At 69.0% G+C, this 16,503-nt stretch carries 17 protein-coding genes; 8 read left to right on the top strand and 9 right to left on the bottom strand.

Translation table 11 applies throughout. The features are described 5' to 3' along the window. Window positions 1-721: 721 nt before the first annotated feature. The 4 genes from F8566_RS44875 to F8566_RS44860 are packed head-to-tail and all read right to left on the bottom strand — an operon-like array spanning window position 722 to window position 2,580. Window positions 722-1,762 carry a Glu/Leu/Phe/Val family dehydrogenase gene (locus F8566_RS44875; protein WP_151569668.1) on the bottom strand — a complete coding sequence of 347 codons (1,041 nt, stop codon included), beginning with the start codon at window positions 1,760-1,762 and terminating at the stop codon, window positions 722-724. Window positions 1,763-1,806: 44 nt separating this feature from the next. Next, on the bottom strand, window positions 1,807-2,139 hold the full coding sequence (locus F8566_RS50595; protein ID WP_192810203.1) for a hypothetical protein: 333 nt from the start codon (window positions 2,137-2,139) through the stop codon (window positions 1,807-1,809). Between the two features lie 10 nt (window positions 2,140-2,149). Beyond that, window positions 2,150-2,377, bottom strand: a complete 228-nt coding sequence (locus tag F8566_RS44865) for a hypothetical protein (protein ID WP_151569666.1) — start codon at window positions 2,375-2,377, stop codon at window positions 2,150-2,152. Further along, window positions 2,374-2,580: a hypothetical protein gene (locus F8566_RS44860; protein ID WP_151569664.1), complete on the bottom strand. Its 207-nt coding sequence runs from the start codon at window positions 2,578-2,580 to the stop codon at window positions 2,374-2,376. Before F8566_RS44860 ends, F8566_RS44865 begins: the two co-directional genes overlap by 4 nt. A 75-nt stretch (window positions 2,581-2,655) precedes the next feature. Here F8566_RS44860 and F8566_RS44855 point away from each other — a divergent pair, with 75 nt between their 5' ends. Further along, window positions 2,656-3,501 carry a helix-turn-helix domain-containing protein gene (locus F8566_RS44855; RefSeq protein WP_225994100.1) on the top strand — a complete coding sequence of 282 codons (846 nt, stop codon included), beginning with the start codon at window positions 2,656-2,658 and terminating at the stop codon, window positions 3,499-3,501. Further along, a complete protein-coding gene (locus tag F8566_RS51980) occupies window positions 3,467-3,847 on the top strand; it encodes a hypothetical protein (protein WP_225994099.1) in 381 nt (126 codons plus the stop codon). Before F8566_RS44855 ends, F8566_RS51980 begins: the two co-directional genes overlap by 35 nt. Before the next feature lie 114 nt (window positions 3,848-3,961). Here F8566_RS51980 and F8566_RS44850 read toward each other — a convergent pair whose 3' ends face one another. Beyond that, a complete protein-coding gene (locus F8566_RS44850) occupies window positions 3,962-4,327 on the bottom strand; it encodes a DoxX family protein (protein WP_151569662.1) in 366 nt (121 codons plus the stop codon). A 131-nt stretch (window positions 4,328-4,458) separates the two neighbouring features. On the opposite strand from F8566_RS44850, the gene F8566_RS44845 reads away from it, so the two are divergent. Then, the gene (locus tag F8566_RS44845; protein WP_151569660.1) at window positions 4,459-4,836 is read left to right on the top strand and encodes a winged helix-turn-helix transcriptional regulator; all 378 of its coding nucleotides are present in this window, start codon (window positions 4,459-4,461) and stop codon (window positions 4,834-4,836) included. 265 nt (window positions 4,837-5,101) lie between these two features. Continuing rightward, complete coding sequence (locus F8566_RS44840) at window positions 5,102-6,649, top strand: PQQ-binding-like beta-propeller repeat protein (protein ID WP_151569658.1); 1,548 nt, start codon at window positions 5,102-5,104, stop codon at window positions 6,647-6,649. Between the two features lie 122 nt (window positions 6,650-6,771). Here F8566_RS44840 and F8566_RS44835 read toward each other — a convergent pair whose 3' ends face one another. Continuing rightward, on the bottom strand, window positions 6,772-8,928 hold the full coding sequence (locus F8566_RS44835) for an MMPL family transporter (RefSeq protein WP_151569656.1): 2,157 nt from the start codon (window positions 8,926-8,928) through the stop codon (window positions 6,772-6,774). Window positions 8,929-9,205: 277 nt separating this feature from the next. Here F8566_RS44835 and F8566_RS44830 point away from each other — a divergent pair, with 277 nt between their 5' ends. Then, window positions 9,206-10,600, top strand: a complete 1,395-nt coding sequence (locus F8566_RS44830) for a sensor histidine kinase (protein WP_225994098.1) — start codon at window positions 9,206-9,208, stop codon at window positions 10,598-10,600. Further along, on the top strand, window positions 10,597-11,274 hold the full coding sequence (locus F8566_RS44825; protein WP_151569654.1) for a response regulator transcription factor: 678 nt from the start codon (window positions 10,597-10,599) through the stop codon (window positions 11,272-11,274). Before F8566_RS44830 ends, F8566_RS44825 begins: the two co-directional genes overlap by 4 nt. Before the next feature lie 23 nt (window positions 11,275-11,297). On the opposite strand, the gene F8566_RS44820 is transcribed toward F8566_RS44825, so the two are convergent. Beyond that, complete coding sequence (locus F8566_RS44820) at window positions 11,298-12,734, bottom strand: MFS transporter (protein ID WP_151569652.1); 1,437 nt, start codon at window positions 12,732-12,734, stop codon at window positions 11,298-11,300. Between the two features lie 85 nt (window positions 12,735-12,819). On the opposite strand from F8566_RS44820, the gene F8566_RS44815 reads away from it, so the two are divergent. After that, window positions 12,820-13,572: a helix-turn-helix transcriptional regulator gene (locus tag F8566_RS44815; RefSeq protein ID WP_151569650.1), complete on the top strand. Its 753-nt coding sequence runs from the start codon at window positions 12,820-12,822 to the stop codon at window positions 13,570-13,572. 355 nt (window positions 13,573-13,927) lie between these two features. Here F8566_RS44815 and F8566_RS44810 read toward each other — a convergent pair whose 3' ends face one another. Next, window positions 13,928-14,584, bottom strand: a complete 657-nt coding sequence (locus F8566_RS44810; protein ID WP_151569648.1) for a nitroreductase family protein — start codon at window positions 14,582-14,584, stop codon at window positions 13,928-13,930. Between the two features lie 83 nt (window positions 14,585-14,667). On the opposite strand from F8566_RS44810, the gene F8566_RS44805 reads away from it, so the two are divergent. Next, window positions 14,668-15,042 (top strand): winged helix-turn-helix transcriptional regulator, encoded by a 375-nt coding sequence (locus F8566_RS44805; RefSeq protein WP_151569646.1) that lies wholly within the window; start codon window positions 14,668-14,670, stop codon window positions 15,040-15,042. On the opposite strand, the gene F8566_RS44800 is transcribed toward F8566_RS44805, so the two are convergent. Further along, on the bottom strand, window positions 15,039-16,394 hold the full coding sequence (locus tag F8566_RS44800) for an MFS transporter (RefSeq protein ID WP_225994097.1): 1,356 nt from the start codon (window positions 16,392-16,394) through the stop codon (window positions 15,039-15,041). The genes F8566_RS44805 and F8566_RS44800 overlap by 4 nt on opposite strands. Window positions 16,395-16,503 lie beyond the last annotated feature (109 nt).

The raw sequence follows: 16,503 nt of genomic DNA, 5'->3' as shown, positions 1-16,503 counted from the left end.
CCTTCTGGGCCGCCTCGACCCGGGCCTTCCACCTCTCATTACCCAGCAGCCAATCAAACGAGTTGGTCTGCAGAGCAAGGAGGTCCGGGACTTCGAGCGGCTCCTTGATGCGCGCGAAGGAGACGCGACGGGGGCCAGTGGATACGGCGGAGGCGTTGCGCGTGGCTGCCAACAGATGTCCCTTCCGAGGGCTCGCGGCGAACTGACGACACGCACGCCAGACGACATCACAGCCGATACGGAGGAGCGGGATGTCGAGGGCTAGTGCGGAAGGGCAGCATAAATCAAAACGCAGACAGATGTCCACACTTACATTAAGAGTCAACCTCAATCCCGCAGTCAGGATCGCATACTCACCCACGAATCGTCAAGTCGAACGCACAAAAGTCCCAACCGCCATGCCCGACCGCCTGATCGCCGGGCCCGTGGACGATATCGCGGCCGACCGACCTCGTCCGCCGCAGTGTCGAGGTCACGATTTCCGTGGCCACACGCACCACAAGTCTCGGAAATTGCATCAGGCGGGCGTAAAACCGCAGGTCGACGCCGCTGATGGGGCACGGCATACGAAGACGTGGCCCAGATCAAGGCGGAGTGGCCGAGCCCGACCGCCGCGGCCGCGTTCACCGCCGGCGCGGGCTTGAGGTTGTCGCGAACACCGCGGGCTTGAGGTTGTCACGGACCACGAGGACGAGCTTGGTGGCCACGGCATGCTTTCGGGTCACGTGGCAGTGTCGAGGCGGCGCTGGGCGAGCTGGGATGCGGCCTGGGCGGGGGTCACCTGCTGATGGTCCGCCGCGTGGAGGAGGTCGGCGACGGTGTGCTCGATGGCCTCGACGCGCTTGCGTGCCTCGTGGGCGGTGCCGTGATGCAGTTCCATGGTGAGCGCGTTGATGACACCGCCCGCGCTGGCGACATAGTCCGGCACCCAGAAGATGCCGCGCCGGTGCAGGAGGTCGGCGACGTCCGGGGTGGCGAGCTGGTTGTTGGCGGGTCCGACGATGGCGGCGCAGCGCAGTTCAGGCACGATCTGCTTGGTGAGGGTCCCGCCGAGCGCGGCGGGGACGAGGATGTCCACGTCCGCGGTGAGGCCTTCGTCGGGAGCGACCCAGGTGGCGCCGAGTTCGCCGGTGCGTTCGCGCTTGGCGGGGTCGATGTCGCTGACCAGGAGTTCGGCGCCTTCGGCGGCGAGTAGGCGGGCCAGCCGCAGACCGACGCTGCCGAGCCCCACCACCGACAGGCGTGCACCAGTGAGTGCGGAGGTGCCGTGGAGGCGTTGCCTGACGGCGCGCAGGGCGGCCAGCGTGCCGAGCGCGGTGGCCGGTGAGGAGTCACCGCTGCCGCCCCGTTCCTCCGGCTTGCAGAAGACGTGCGCGGTGCGTTCGCCGATGGCCGCCATGTCCTGCGGTGTGGTTCCGACGTCCGGACCGGTCGCGTACGCCCCGTTCAGAGACGCGACGGCGTCCGCCACGTCTTCCAGCACCTTGCGGCGCAGTGCCACATCCAGGACGGTGCTCTCGGGCACCGCGACGACGGTCTTGCCGCCACCGTTCGCCAGACCGGCGACGGCGCACTTGGCGGTCATGCCGGCCGACAGGCGCAGGGCGTCGGCGAGCCCATCGCGCCAGTCGGCGTAACGCCAGAGGCGGCAGCCTCCGACCGCCTGGCCGAGCTTCGTCGAGTGCACGGCGACGATCACCGGGAGATCAGAGCGAAGGCCGGTGCGGATGGCGACCTGCTCGTGATCGAATTCTGCGGACACTGCATTGCCCTTCCGATTGGCCGGTATTGCAGCCAAGGATTGGCCTAGTGGCTCACAAATTCCACTGTGATCGAACAAATGATCAGAATCTGGGCCTGAGCGGCGAACGGGATGAATGTCGTTCGGTGATACGGCAATTCCGCCGATCGGTTGAAACGGCCTCCAGATCGAAGACAGCGCCGTACATCTGACAGGGCCTGGACGACCTGCCGGATGGTCGCGTCGTCCGGCACTCCGGCGGCCGAGACCATCCGCCGGAAGGCCGCCGCGCCGGCGTCGAGGTGGTACTCGTCCTGGTTGCCAGCATCGATCCACAGTGCCCGCAGGAGGCCAGCGCTCCTGCGAACCGGAGCCCCAGCGGGCCAGAAGATGGCCACGTTCTTGGGATCAGTCGTGCGCGGGCGGCTCGAACACCACTTCGTGCATCCTGCCGTCGGGCATTTGCAGGAACACCTTCCCGCCGCTGGCCTGGTGCATCTGGAGGAGCACCCATGCCCGCACGGCGAAGTCGATGAACTGAGCCTGGTTGAAGCCGCTTCGCGCCACTTCTGCTTCCAGTGCCCGCGCAGTGTCCACGGCGAACGGCACATACGCAGTGATCTCGCCGGTGGTCATCGTGTCGCCTCGGTGAGCTTGTCGCGTAGCTCCTCGGCGGTGTCGGCTTCGAGAGCGGTCACGCTGTGGTCAACAAGCCGCCGGGTGGTCGGATCCCGCACGGGGTTGCGAGTCGCCCACCAGCGGCCACGGTTGGTGGTGATGATGGACCATCCGGGGAAGTCCAGGCGTAGCCGGTTCTTGGTCTCCGCTACCGTCGTCATCAAGCCGGACTCACCTCCGGTCAGGCCCTCGGATCACCGGCGTTCGCCCGCCGGCGGGCGAAACGGGTGGAGCGAATGACCTTCGGCGAGAAGCTGCGCGTCCTCATGGATGAGCGCGGCATCGGCGTACGGGAGCTGGCCCGCATGGTTCCGTGCGATCACGGGCACCTGTCGAAGATCCGCGCGGGTGACAAGGTGCCTTCGCCCAAGTTCGCCGAACGGCTCGACGAGCTACTTGACGCCGACGGCACGCTCGCCGAACTCAAGCCGGTCCCGATCCGTGCTGTGACCCATGACGCCCTTGGCGAGACGATGGAAACCATCGAGCTCGCGCGCAGGGTGGCCGCCACCGACGTCGGGGACGAGACGCTTGTGGCGTTGGAGATGACCGTGGACGATCTCGCGTCCGCCTACCCGAGTTCGGCCCCTGACGAACTGCTCGCCCGCACGCGGCAGCACCTCGCCTACGTCTCCCAGCTCATGGACGCGCGAATGACTCTGGCCGAGCGACGCCGCCTGGTCGTCGTCGGAGGCTGGTTGTCCCTGCTCGCCGCGACGTGCGACGTTGACCTCGGCCGCCGCCCGGCCGCCACCGCGCGCCTGCGGACCGCCGCACAGCTCGCCAGACACGTGGGGCACCCTGAGATCCTCGCTTGGACGCTGGAGACGCAGGCGTGGCAGCACATCACCGATGGCGACTACCGGCAGGCCGTCAAGCTCTCACGAGGCGCCCAGGAGGTAGCGCCCAAGAACGGCTCAGCGTTCATTCAGGCGACCGCACAGGAGGGGCGCGTGGGCGCGGCTCGCGGCCGATGGGGTGACTGGTGCGGCCGGAGAAACCCGCGAGGCCCTGGCGCGCGTCGAGCGGCTCGTGGAGCCCTTGCCGATGCCCGACCGGCCCGAGCACCACTTCCGGTATGACCCGGCCAAGAGCGACGCCTACACCGCCACAACGCTCTCGTGGCTCGGCGATCCGGCGGCCGAGCCGTACGCCCGCGGCGTGCTCGATCGGCTGGAGCGACCCACGGTCGGCCCTGCCCGGCCCCGGCGAGCGGCCTCCGCTCGGCTTGACCTCGCCCTCGCGCTGCTCGCCTCCGACCAGCCGGACGAGGCCGCCCACGCGGCCATGGAGGCGGTGACGAGCGGGCGCCTCGTCCCTTCGAACTACTGGCGTGCAGCCGAGGTCATCACCGCAGTGCAGGCGCTGAGTGTGCCGGAGGCGACCGACCTGCAAGCGGCCTACAGAGAACTCTGCCCACCTGCATGACGAAGAACGTCGCGCAGATGGGCAGAGTCTGCCTGATGGCTACTGTTCTAGGGCCGGTGGTAGACCGTCCCAGAGGTGCCCGAGGTCGGTCGGCCGGGACGTCGGGCGAACGGTTCAGAGCCAGGTCGTGCCGAGCCAGGCCGCTGCCGCAGCGGCTGCCAGGAGGGCGATGTTGAGACCGATCTGCCGGGCCTCGCCACGGGAGACGTGGACGGCGATGCCGCCGATCTGGATCAGGACGAGGCCGATCGCCGCAGCGATGGCGAGCCAGACTGCGATCCCGGTCAGTGGCGGCAGGATCAGACCGGCCGCGCCGAGGACCTCCAGGACTCCGATCAACCGCACGAGCGGCATGGGAACGGTGTCGACCCAGCCCATCATCGGCTGGAGCTGCTCCTGGCTCTGGATGGCCTTCTTGCCTCCGGCGTAGAGGTAGAAGACGGCCAGGAGCGCCGCCACGATCCAATAGGAAATCTCCATGAAAGGCACCTCGGAGGCTCGGAACGTGGCGCTGGCCACGATGGTTATCAGCCGTAAGTAGCCTCATCATGCGTCACTATTGAAAGCCTTACAAAAGGCACACGCATGTGCGTTACAGACAGAGGGTTGTCATGTCGGAGTACGAGCACACCTGCATGATCCGAGGAGACGGAGGGCGGACGATCCGCGCCATCCTCGACCGCATCTGCAACAAGTGGACGTTGCTGATCGTGGCGACCCTCGATCAGGGAAGCCTGCGCTTCACCGACTTGCACCAGCAGGTTCCCGGGATCTCCCAGCGCATGCTGACGCTGACGCTCCGGAACCTCGAACGCGACGGCCTGGTCTCCCGAACGGTCTACGCCGAGGTCCCGCCACGGGTCGAATACGCGCTGACCCCAACCGGCAAGAGCCTCATTCCACCCGCATTGGCCCTCGCCAGCTGGGCCATCGAGCACGTTCCGCACATCGAGTCCAGCCGAGAGGCCTACGAGACCCGGAACCAATGACCCGATGCCCTCGACGTCTGCAGTGTCCGTGACGTGCGACCGGCCACACGACCACCACGATCGCCGCCCGGTGGGGATTCACCAACCCCGAACACTTCAGCCAAGCCTTCTGGTACAGCTCGTTCAAAGAGGCCGACGGCAGGGCGCTGCGTCCCTGACCTGGTCTCGTGGTGGGAGAACGCCGACGCCCACGCTCGCGCGATCATGACTGTGGCCGTCGACGCGGCCGCGTTCTCGACTGCGAGGGGTTCTGATGGGCCTGAACGTGCGAAGGATTCTGGGGGACGAGCCGTTCGCCGACATCGGCGCTCCGGACGTGGTGGCCTCGAACGGGGTCTGGACCCTGGTCGGCGGGGACCTGGGCTGGCTGGGTTGGCACGGCGACATGACCTGCAACACGTGGTGGCAGGGATGGCGCCTGGGGGTTTACTGGGCCGACGACCTGCGTCTGGAACACCTGCTGCGGCTGCGGTGGCCGGTGAGGTCGATCGCTTTCCACCCGAGCCTTCCCTTTGCGGCCGTGGGAACGGGCGGCTACGACGGCGGCTACCTCTTCAACGGCGAGTTGCTGCTCGTGGATCTGGAGTCGGGGTGGACGAGGTCCATGCTCGACGCGGACCGGGAGGTTCGCTTGGTCGAGTGGCTGGACGACCGGACGCTGCGCCTCCTGGTGGCTCCGCACAGCGAGGACTGGGAGGGCGCGGGCACCCACGGCCACGAGTTCGTCCTCGAAAGGGACTGGACATGGGCGGATGAGCACACGATCAGCCTGCCTCCCGGCGATGAGCCGCTGATCGAGACGCCGGCCCAGCGTGGGGCCGAGGCGGAGCTGCTGGAGTTGTTCCCCGGGTGGACGCGGCGGCGGCAGGTGTGGGACGTGGCGCGTCTGGACGACGGGCGCGTCCTGGCCGTGCTGGAGGGAATCGCGCTGGAGGCGTGGTTGGCCTCGGGAGAACGGGAGTGGGTCGTTCTGGATGAGGCGGGTGGGCGGCAGATCGCCGTCGCCCCTGACGAGCGGTCGGCCATGGTTAACATCTCGGAGGGGAAGCGCCTTGTGAAAGGCCGCTGGATGCGGCGTCCTGGGCGGGCCCTCCGCGTCGCCCTCGCGGACGGGAACGTCTTGGAGACGTTCGACAACGGGACATCGATGATGTTCACGACGCGCAACGACGGCTGGTTGGCGCTGCGCGACGCGCGTTACAAGGAGGAACGGCCACAGACCCGGCTCGTCAGCCCCGAGGGGGTGGAGGTCGGCCGGGTCGCACTGGGGCGGTACGACAGCGGCCGACACGTCCTGCGCGTTCGGAACAGCCCCGAACTGTACTTCCTCCAAGGCCGGAACGATGCCTTCCCCAGCGACGACACGTGGATCGTGTCCGTCGGCGTTCCCGAAGGGGAGGTCCGGTGGCTGTTCCCGCTCGAATGGGAGGCGAAGGTCGACCGGCTCATCTTCGGCGGGCCCGCCGTCCGGGTTGGGGGCGGCGCCCTAGTGCACGGGGGCGGTCTGGCGGCGCGGAGGGGACGGATGGCCGACGCCGCGTACATCGTCCGGCGGCGGCTGTCGGACGGAGCGGTGGACTGGCTTTTCCGAGGCGACTTCATAGTGACCGTGCTGGAGGCGGACGGCGACACCGTCTACGCCGCACTCAGGTCCGGTGAGATCCTCGCCCTGGATGCGGCTGACGGGACGGTCCGGTGGCGGACGGAGATCCCGGGCACCCCCTTGTCGATGAGCCTTGAGCGGGACGGCCGGATGCTGATCGGGACGGCGGAAGGCCGCGTCTTGGACTGCGAGGTGACGACCACGACGTGACCGCGCTCTGATTCATGGAGACCCACCGCGGCGCCGAGCCATTGCCTGCACAATGGCTCGGCCTTTCTCCTGGCTCAGGACCAGCCTGAACCATCACCAGCGGCATCGTTTTGCGTTACGCGCTAGCTGGATACGGTGGCGGGCTCGGGCTCGGGTTGCTGCGGAGGGGTCTCGGCGCGCTCGTTCAGGTGAGGGAGTATGCGGTCGAGCCAGCGGGGAAGCCACCAGTTGGCGTGGCCCAAGAGAGCCATGGCCGCGGGGGCGAGCACCATCCGGACGATCGTGGCGTCGAGCAGGATCGCCGTTGACAGGCCCAGGCCCAGCATCTTCACCAGTGGCGACGGGTGGGCGACGAAGCCGAGGAAGACCACCGTCATGATCAGTGCGGCGGAGGTGATCACTCGGCCGGTGCCCGCCAGGCCGCGGGCCACCGATTCGGTGCTGTCCCTGGTGGTGTCGTAGCTCTCGCGGATGCGGGAGAGCAGGAACACCTCGTAGTCCATGGACAGGCCGAAGAGGACGGCGAAGAAGATCGTGGGCAGCGGGGATGCGATCAGATACGTACCGTCCAGGCCGAACAGGTCCGCGAACCATCCCCACTGGAACACCGCGACCACGACGCCGTACGCGGCGCCGATCGAGAGCAGGTTCATGGCGGCGGCCTTCAGCGGTACCACGATGGCGCGGAAGAGCACCATCAGCAGCAGGAACGAGGCGGCCAGGACGCCGGCGATGAGGATCGGGAGGGTCTTGTCGAGCTGCCGGGTGACGTCGTCGGTCAAGGCGGTCACGCCGGACACGGCGACGTTGCCGGGGACGAGGTCGCGAACGCGTTCCAGGGTTTGGGCGGTTTCCGGGTCCGCGGGCGCGCCGGTGGGGATCGCGGGCAGCACGACCGCGTCTCCCCGTGGGGACGTGCGCGGCGGGCCCACCGAGGCGATGCCGGGATCGGCGGTGAGGCGTTCGGACAGCGCGGGGATGGTCTCGGCGTTCACGCCTGGGCTGCGCAGGTCGGCGACGAGGACCAGCGGGGCGTTGTGCCCGGGACCGAAGCCCTCGGCCAGCAGGTCGTACGCGCGGCGGTGAGTGGTGTTCGTCCCGTCGTCACCCGCGTCCGGATAGCCGGTCTGCATCGACAGCGCAGGGGCGGCCAGCGCGAGCAGCAGTGCCGACGCACCGAGCAGGTACGGCCAAGGGCGGCCGGAGACGCGGTGGGCCATGCGCCACCATGCCCCGTCCTCGACCTTCTTGGCGGTGGACCGGCGGCGAACGACGCGTACGGCGTCGATGCGGTCGCCGAGCAGCGAGAGCAGCGCGGGCAGCAACGTGAGCGCGCTGGCCACGGCGAAGAGCACGACCAGCGCGGTGCTCAAGCCGATCGCGGCCAGCAGGCCCAAGCCGGTCAGCAACAGGGCCCCCATCGCCACGATGACGGCGCCGCCGGCGAACAGAACCGACGAGCCCGCCGAGGCGATCGCGTTCGACAGTGCGGTGCGGTTGTCCTGATCCGCCGCCCGGTTGTCGCGGTAGCGGGCCACGATGAACAGGGAGTAGTCGATGCCGACGCCCAGCCCGATCAACGCCGCGACGCTCGGCGCGGCGCTCGGGACGTCCATCGCGTGGGCCAGCAGCGCGATGCCGCCCATCCCGGTGCCCACCGTGATCAGAGCCATCGCGATCGGCACCACTGCGGCGACCAGCGTCCCGAACACGACGAGCAACACGACGAGCGCGGCCAGCAGACCCGCGATTTCGGTGCCCGAGGTCGCGGTCTCGGCGTTGATGAACGCCGCGTCGCCGCCGACCTCCGCCGCCACGCCAGCCGTTCGAGCAGGCTCGATCGCGTCGCTGATCGCCTTCACCGGCTCCGGTCCGAGCCCGGCCGACGGCCGATCAAAGGTGATCTCGGCGTAGCCGATGCGCCCATCGCGCGAGACCGTTCCGGCGGTGAACGGGTCGGCCACCGTGACCACGCGTTCCGCATCGCCGATCCGGGTGAGGGCCGCCTGGATCGCGGGGCGGTAACTGTCGAGCCTCTCCCCCTTCGGCGCGGCGAAGACCGCCTTGGCACTGCCACCGGCAGCCTCGGGGAAGCGCTCCTCCAGGAGCTCCATCGCCCGCTCGCTCTGACTGCCCGGAGCGATGAGGTCGTCGGTGAACTTGCCTCCGGCGCTGCCTGCCAGCCCGATGACCAGGGCGATCAAGAACGTCCAGATCCCGATCGTGACCCATGGTCGGCTGGCGCTGGCGTCGCCGATGCGACGAATGACGCGATGCATGACGGTGCTCCTTCAGGGGGACGGATGCGGCGGCGAGTGCGCCGGCCGGCAGTCGGTTCAACCGTGCTCGCCGGAGCCGGCGTAGTCGCCCGTCCACCGGCGGAACGGATCTCCCCCACAAGGCGGGTTGTGCGTGATGATGGGGGCCGTCTTCCCCGTCTGGCAGCGGATGCCCGCTCCGCCTCGCGACGGATGACCGGTGTGTCCGTCCCCGCATACGGTGGCCCCGCGCCCGCCGACAAGCCGCGGAGGGCCGTGGATCTCGCACCTTGGAGCGATGGTGAACACCACAACGCCGCCGGCCGCGGTCGTCCCGCGAAGGTTCCGTGGGCCCTTCGCCAGCTGGCCCCGCGCCACGGACGCCGTTCTCGCGGTGGTGGTCACCCTCGTGCTGGTGCTCGTGGAGGACACCCCCGACGATAATGAGCTGGCCTGGCGCGCCCTCGGTGACCTCAACCTCGCCGCCCTGCCGGTCTTCGTCGCGGCCGGTGCGTCGCTGTACTGGCGCCGCCGCGCACCCCTGGCCGCGCTGAGCGTCACCTTGATCGCGTGGGCCCTGATGCTTCCCACCACGCGCACGGCCATCGGCGTTCCGGTGCTCGTCGCGCTCTACAGCGCCGGGCGGTACGCGTCTGAGGAGGAACGTCCTCGCACGGCCGGCCCGGCCCGGCCAGACTCGAGGCGGGGGGCCGTCCCAACCTGGCTGCGTTCGGGGCGGAAGGCCGTCACAACATGGCGTGGCTCCTGGCGGGGGGCCGTCCCGGCATGGCTGGGCCCTTGGCGGGCGTCCGGTGCGCCCTCGCCAGGCGCATGGCGGGGCCCTGCGGGCGTCGCCGCGGCCGTCGCCTTGGTCACCATCGACCTGCGTACCGAATCCGCGCCATGGGGTGAGGTCGTCTTCGGCATCTGCTTCATGGCCGGACTGTGGTACATCGGGCGCGGTCTCCGGCTGCGCGATCGCCATGCCGCCCGGGTCCTGGCCGAGCAGGCCGCCGAGGCAAGCCGCATCGTGGCCGAGGAACGGACCCGTATCGCCCGCGAGCTGCACGATGTGGTCGCCCATCGCGTCAGCGTCATGACGGTCCAGGCGGGGGCCGCCAAGGCGATGGCCGCGCATGCCGCCGACGGCCCGATACCGGAGCAGGCACTGCGGGCGATGGGAGCGGTGGAGGAGGAAGGACGCCAGGCACTGGCCGAGCTACGCCATCTGCTCGGCGTTCTGCGTCCCGACAACGGGTCGGACGGGCCGGAGCCTCAGCCCGGTCTCGCGGACATCCCCCGGCTCACCGATCAGATCCGCGGGACGGGGATCGCGGTGACGCTGTCGATGGACGGGTTGTCGGCGGGGCTGCCCGCCCGCGTGGACCTGTTCGCCTACCGCATCGTCCAGGAGGCACTCACCAACGTGCTCAAGCACGCCGGGCCCGGCGCCCACGCCGAGGTGCGGCTCAGCAGCCGGCAAGGGAGCGCCGGGAACGAGATCGTCATCGAAGTGCGCGACGACGGCCACGGCACCACCGCCCTCTCCACCCACAACGGCACGAGAGGCCACGGCCTCGTGGGGATGCGGGAACGGGCACTACTGTTGGGCGGCACCCTCGACGCCGGGCCGCACCCGGCCGGCGGTTTCGCAGTCGTCGCCCACCTGCCCACCGGAGGAGAACCCGCGTGAGCATCCGTGTCGCCATCGTCGATGACCAGGCCCTGGTCCGCGGCGGCTTCGCCATGATCCTGCAGATCCACGACGACATCGAGGTCGTCGCCGAGGCCGGGACCGGCACCGAGGCGATCGAGGTGGCGCGCCGGCACCGGCCCGACGTGATCCTCATGGACATCCGGATGCCCGGCATGGACGGCCTGGAGGCCACCGAGCGGATCCTCGCCGAATCCGACAGGACGGTCCGGGTGCTCATCCTGACCACGTTCGACCCCGACGAGTACGTCTACCGGGCGATGCACGCCGGTGCCAGCGGCTTCGTTCTCAAGGACATCCCGCCCGACCAGCTCGCGACCGCCGTCCGCACCGTCGCCGACGGCGGGGCCCTGCTGGCGCCCTCGATCACCCGGCGGCTCATCGGCCGGTTCGCCCAGCGCCTCACCGTCAACACCACCGTCGCCGGCCGCCTGGAACGCCTCACCGACCGCGAACGCGAGGTGATGGCCGCCGTCGGCCGCGGTTCCAGCAACTCCGAGATCGCCAAAGAGCTCTTCATCGGACCCGCGACCGTCAAGACGCACGTGTCAGGCATCCTCACCAAACTCGGCCTACGCGACCGCGCCCAGATCGTCATCTTCGCGTACGAGAGCGGGCTCATCGAGGCCGGCGAACGCGACATCGGCCACTGAGCCACACCACCGGCGCCGATGGCTCAGCCCTCAACGGTCTCGTCTGCGTGGCTTTCGGGCAGTCCCCGGGACTCGGCGCCGTCCCGAGGCTCGGCGCCGGGCAGTGCCGCGACGAGGATGGCGCCGAGCACGAGAAGAACGGCGGTGACGGTGAGCGCGAAGGAGAAGCCTTCCGTCGCGGCGTGCCGGACGCCGATCGAGCCGACCAGATCGTCGCTACGGCGCGTGGCCAAGGTGACCAGGATCGCAAGTCCCACGGCGCCGCCGACCTGCTGAACGGTGGTGAAGAGGGCCGAGCCGAGGCCTGCGTTCTCCCCGGTGGTGCCGCTGACCGCGGCGATCGTCAGCGCGGGCAGGCTCAGGCCGCACCCGAGGGCAGTGACGAGTATGCCGGGCAGCACTCCAGCGGCGTAGCCGTCGCCCGGCTCCACACCCGCCAGGAGGAACAGTCCGGCCGCACTGATCAGGAACGCGATGACTAGTGTCCTCCGCACACCCGCTCTGATCGCCGCACGGGAGGAAAGCCACATCCCTGCGAGGATGCCGACACCGTACGGCAGGTACGCCGCACCGGCCGTGAGCGGCTTGTAGCCGAGCACGGTCTGCAGGTGCAGCATCAGAAGGAACGCCATCGAATAAAAGCCGGCGGAGAACAAGAGAGTCGCGGCATTGGCCACGGCGCGGGTCCGGGCGGCCAAGAATGACAGCGGCACGAGGGGTTCTGGGCTGCGCGCCTCGACCACGATGAACGCGGCGGCCAAGACGAGGGCGAAGGCGAGCGGCAGCCACTGCTCCTGCAACAGCCCGTAGACCAGGGACAACAGCGCACCGGTGCCCAGGACCGCCCCGGGCACGTCTAGACGGTCGGGGCGGTGGCCGGCCCGGCTCTCTGACACCAGGCGCGGGAGCATGACGAGAGCAGCGGCGGCGACCGGCAGGTTGATCAGGAAGATCCACCGCCAGGAGGCGAGGCCCGTCAGGGCACCGGACACCACCAGCCCCGTCGTGCCGCCCAGCGCCGCGATGCCGCCCCATACGCCGAGCACCTTGGCGCGCTCTTCGGGCCCCGGGAACAACAGAGTGATCAGCGATAGCGCGGCGGGCCCGGCCATGGCCGCCCCCGCACCCTGGACGAACCGGCCGGCGACGAGCTGCCAGGGCTCCTGCGCCAGCCCGCAAGCCAGGCTCGCCAAGCCGAACAGACCCACGCCGATCAAGAACACACGTCTGCGCCCCAGCAAGTCGGCCACCCGCCCGAACAGCAACAGCAGCCCGCCGAACGCGAGGAAATAGGCGTTCACGACCCAAGCCAGGCCCGCCGCACCGAAGCCGAGGTCGTCCCGGAGACTGGGGAGCGCGACGTTCACCACGTTGTCGTCCAGAACGAGCATGAACTGCATGAAGCACAGCACCACCAGCGCGGCACGGCGCCGCCCGGTGGCCGGGTTTGATGTGGGCATGCGACGACGCTAGGCAACCGCCCAGGATGGCCTCAAGACGCTACAAGGCCACGGAGTTTCGCATTGAGGCCATACCCTCGACCACATGACCAATGAGTACGACGTTCCCGCCGGGGTCGGAGCGATCGTTGTCGGGAGCTTCCCGCTGACCACGGGAGAGTGGATTCCCCCGCACAGCCACACTCATCATCAATTGGCCTGGACACGCCGGGGCGTGCTGGGCGTGGCCGTCGATGACGACTACTGGGTCCTGCCACCCACCCGGGCCCTGTGGCTGCCCGCGGGAGTCGTCCACGGCACCGGCGCGACCCGGGATGCGGTGCTGTTGAGCCTCTACTTCGATCCGGAACGCTGCGACGTCGACTGGTCCGAACCGACACCGGTCGCGGTTGACGGGTTGCTGGCCCACCTGATCGGCTACCTCGCCCGCGAGGACCTGGCCGACGACGCGCGCCTGCGCGCCGAGGCGGTCGTCGTGGATCTGCTGCGCCCGCTGCCCGCGACACCCATCGATGTGCCGCGTCCCGTCGACGAACGCGTCCGCGCTGTGGCCGACGCGCTGATTGCCGACCCCGCCGACTCCCGAAGCCTTGAGGCGCACGCGCGGGCCATCGGTGTAAGCCGCCGCACCCTGACGAGGCTGTTCGTTGATGACACCGGCATGAGCTTCGACCGCTGGCGCACCCACGCGCGACTGAGGGCCGCACTCCCCATGCTCGCGGAGGGCCAGCCGGTCTCACGGGTGGCGCACGCCGTCGGGTACGCAACGCCGAGCGCGTTCCTCACGGCGTTCCGCCGCACCGTGGGCACAACCCCCAAGCGCTACCTGACCGGCTAAGTTGCACGCGCTCTGCGACATCTCGATCTCACGCCCGCCGACCTGATCGTCACCCCCGCCGAGAACATCGCCCGCAAGACCGCCACCGGCGACGGCGGCCCCGGTCGTTGACCTGACCGAGATGCGGCCGATGAACGCCGGCAACAGGCCGCCCCTCCTTGATGGCGATACCGGGGCCGGTGCCCTCGACCCGATCACCGATGCCGAGTTGGAGCGGGCCACATCACCCCTTCCGCCCAAGCGGGACAATCCAGCCTTTGGCGACCAGCAGCGGTGGTGGACCCAGACGCGCGAGCGGACGCGCATCCGCAGTGAGGCTGAGGCGGACGTCCAGTCGCCGCCTCAGCCTCATCATTCACACAGCGGAAGCGGCATTCCCGGTCGCTCCGTAGAGTTCGCGGAAGACGTTGCGTTCCGGGGCGCGACGGCCGGGGTGGCGTCGCTCCTCCGCCGAATAGCCGACGGACATGAGCAGCGCGATGGCCAGGTCGTCGCGGTCACCGATGCCGATCGCCTTCTTCACCCGGGTCTCGTCCCAGCCGTTCATCGGCGAGGTGGCCAGTCCCATCTCCGTCGCGGCGAGCATCACGTACGTCGCTGCAATCATGGCGTCCTTGACCGCGTACTCCCGCAACAGGCCACGTTCCTCGAGGTCTTCCTGGAATGCGTGCGATGCCGCGGAGAACATTGCGACAAACTCTTCGCTCCACGCTCGGTTGCGGCGGGCTTGGTCATAGACGTCGCTGTGGTCATCCCTCCAGGACAGTGGTTCGGCGACGAAGACCAACATGAGCGGCGCCTCCTGGGGCTGGGGCTGGCCGCCTGTGGCCCAGGCCAGGTCGGCGCGGCCTTCTTCGCTGGTGACGGCCACTACCGACCGGTCTTGCAGGTTCCAGCTGGTGGGTGCCTCAATGGCGAGGTCCAGGAGCACGTCGACGGCGGCCGCGGGGATCGGATCGGGCCGGTAGTGGCGGACGGTGCGGCGGGTGCGGATCGCTTCTGCAACAGACATGGTGTGATGCGTCATGTCACTCACTATCGGAGAGTGACTCCCCATCGGGAAGAGGGCACCTATTAGTGCCTTACGCTCTCTCCATGGAGACCATTGTGGAGTCCTCCGGACTGCCGGCCGACGCCTTCTCGGCGAAGTGCCCGACCCGCCAGGTCCTCGATCACATCGCAGGCAAGTGGACGATCCTGATCGTGGATGCCCTCCTTGAGGGCACTATGCGCTACACCGACCTGCGCCGACGCATCGAGGGCGTCTCGCAGAAAATGCTCACCCAGACGCTCCGCAGCCTCGAAGCCGATGGGTTCGTCACCCGCACCGTCCACCCCACCATCCCGCCCCGGGTCGAGTACGACCTCACGCCGCTCGGCCACAGTCTGGCCGAGCCCATCACCGCGCTCCGACAGTGGACGGAAACCCACATCAACGAGATCGAACAAGCCCGGAGCCGGGCAAGCTAGGGGGCGGTCAGCTGTTCGTTGGTTTCGTTCGGCAGGTGTACGGGGGTCACCGGCGTGGGCTGGTCGCCGTGTGGGCGCAGGCCTAGCCAGATGAGGAGCGCACTGGCGAGTGTCACGGCCACGTTGACGGTCAGCGCCAGGTGGAGGCCGGTCAGTTCGGCGCTCTGCGTGGCGGCGACGGCGCTCAGGATCGGGATGCCGATGGTGATGGCCACCTGCTGGGTCATCGAGGTCAAGCCCGTGGCCAGGCCCTGCTCCTCGTCCGGCAGGCCCGAGGTCCCGGTCACGGTGAAGGCCACGATCGCGGTGACGTGTCCGAAGAACCCGACGAACAGCGCGGGGATCAGGATCGCCAGGGAGATCCTGCCTGTGCCGAGGAACACCAGGGGGAGAGTTGCCAGGCCTTGCACGGCCAGGCCCGTGACCAGGACCGTTCGGCCGCCGAGACTTCCGATGAGACGCCCGGCGATGATCCCGGCGGCCACCGAGGCCAGGCCCGGGAGGCCGAGGATCAGGCCGGTGGTCAGCGGGGAGAGGTCCAGCGTCCGCTGAAGGTACAGCGTCGTCAGGAAGATCATGGCGGGCTCCATGGTGAAGATCACGAGCCCGGCGTAGTTGCCCCACTTCACGGTGGGGCGCTTGAGGATGCGCAGCGGGGCCAGGGGCGCCGGGGAACGCAGTTCGATCACCCAGAACGCGGCCAGCAGCAGCACGCCGACGACAGCCGAGATGAGGTTCGTCTCGATGATCGCGTAGGTGGCCGCTAGGAGACCGCCGGTGACGGTCACCGCTCCGGGCAGGTCCAGCCTTATTCGGTCGGGCGTCCTGCTCTCGCTGATCAGGGCGGGCGTGAGCACCAGGATCGCGACGGCGACGGGGACGTTGATGAAGAACGCGGCGCGCCAGCTCAGCAAGCCGACCAGGGCGCCGCCGATCAGCGCGCCGATGGTGAAGCCGCCGGAGAGCAGCGCGCCGTTCAGTCCCAGGACGCGCTCGCGCAAGGCACCTTCGGCGAACGTGGTGGTGAGGAGCGACAGTCCCGCCGGGATGGTCATCGCGGTGGCCAGGCCCTGGAGGGCCCGGGCGGTCAGGAGCATCTCGGGATTGGACGCCAGGCCGCCGAGCAGCGAGGCTCCCGTCAACACCACCATGCCGGACAAAAACAGCCGTCGGCGGCCGAACAGGTCGGCCATCCGGCCGAACACCAGCGTGAAGCCGGCCGCGGGCAGCGCGTAGGCGGAGGCGATCCAGGCGAGCCCGGTGTCCTCCAGTCCGACGCCCGCGCCGACTTCGGGGAGCGCGACGTTCAGGATGGAGAAGTCGACCGACAGCATGAACCCGGCACCGAGCAAGAGGAACAGGATCAATCGCTGTCGGCGGTCTAGAGATGGCGGAGAGGTCGTCTCAATAGCCACGAGATGGTTCCCTTCGGCAAGAACCCAGTGATGTCTTACGGATGGC

Source organism: Actinomadura rudentiformis (assembly GCF_008923185.1).
Taxonomy (GTDB): Bacteria; Actinomycetota; Actinomycetes; order Streptosporangiales; family Streptosporangiaceae; genus Spirillospora; species Spirillospora rudentiformis.
Note: the sequence above shows the minus strand (reverse complement) of the source record. Positions and strands in the feature narration are given on the sequence as shown.

Bases quoted from the DNA above. Each gene is read 5' to 3' on its own strand.
- F8566_RS44805 (WP_151569646.1), top strand. From the start codon at position 14,668: ATGGAGACCATTGTGGAGTCCTCCGGACTGCCGGCCGACGCCTTCTCG.
- F8566_RS44850 (WP_151569662.1), bottom strand. From the start codon at position 4,327: ATGGAGATTTCCTATTGGATCGTGGCGGCGCTCCTGGCCGTCTTCTAC.
- F8566_RS44865 (WP_151569666.1), bottom strand. From the start codon at position 2,377: ATGACCACCGGCGAGATCACTGCGTATGTGCCGTTCGCCGTGGACACT.
- F8566_RS51980 (WP_225994099.1), top strand. From the start codon at position 3,467: ATGCCCGACCGGCCCGAGCACCACTTCCGGTATGACCCGGCCAAGAGC.
- F8566_RS44815 (WP_151569650.1), top strand. From the start codon at position 12,820: ATGACCAATGAGTACGACGTTCCCGCCGGGGTCGGAGCGATCGTTGTC.
- F8566_RS44835 (WP_151569656.1), bottom strand. From the start codon at position 8,928: ATGCATCGCGTCATTCGTCGCATCGGCGACGCCAGCGCCAGCCGACCA.
- F8566_RS44855 (WP_225994100.1), top strand. From the start codon at position 2,656: ATGACCTTCGGCGAGAAGCTGCGCGTCCTCATGGATGAGCGCGGCATC.
- F8566_RS44860 (WP_151569664.1), bottom strand. From the start codon at position 2,580: ATGACGACGGTAGCGGAGACCAAGAACCGGCTACGCCTGGACTTCCCC.
- F8566_RS44810 (WP_151569648.1), bottom strand. From the start codon at position 14,584: ATGTCTGTTGCAGAAGCGATCCGCACCCGCCGCACCGTCCGCCACTAC.
- F8566_RS44820 (WP_151569652.1), bottom strand. From the start codon at position 12,734: ATGCCCACATCAAACCCGGCCACCGGGCGGCGCCGTGCCGCGCTGGTG.
- F8566_RS44845 (WP_151569660.1), top strand. From the start codon at position 4,459: ATGTCGGAGTACGAGCACACCTGCATGATCCGAGGAGACGGAGGGCGG.
- F8566_RS44830 (WP_225994098.1), top strand. From the start codon at position 9,206: ATGGTGAACACCACAACGCCGCCGGCCGCGGTCGTCCCGCGAAGGTTC.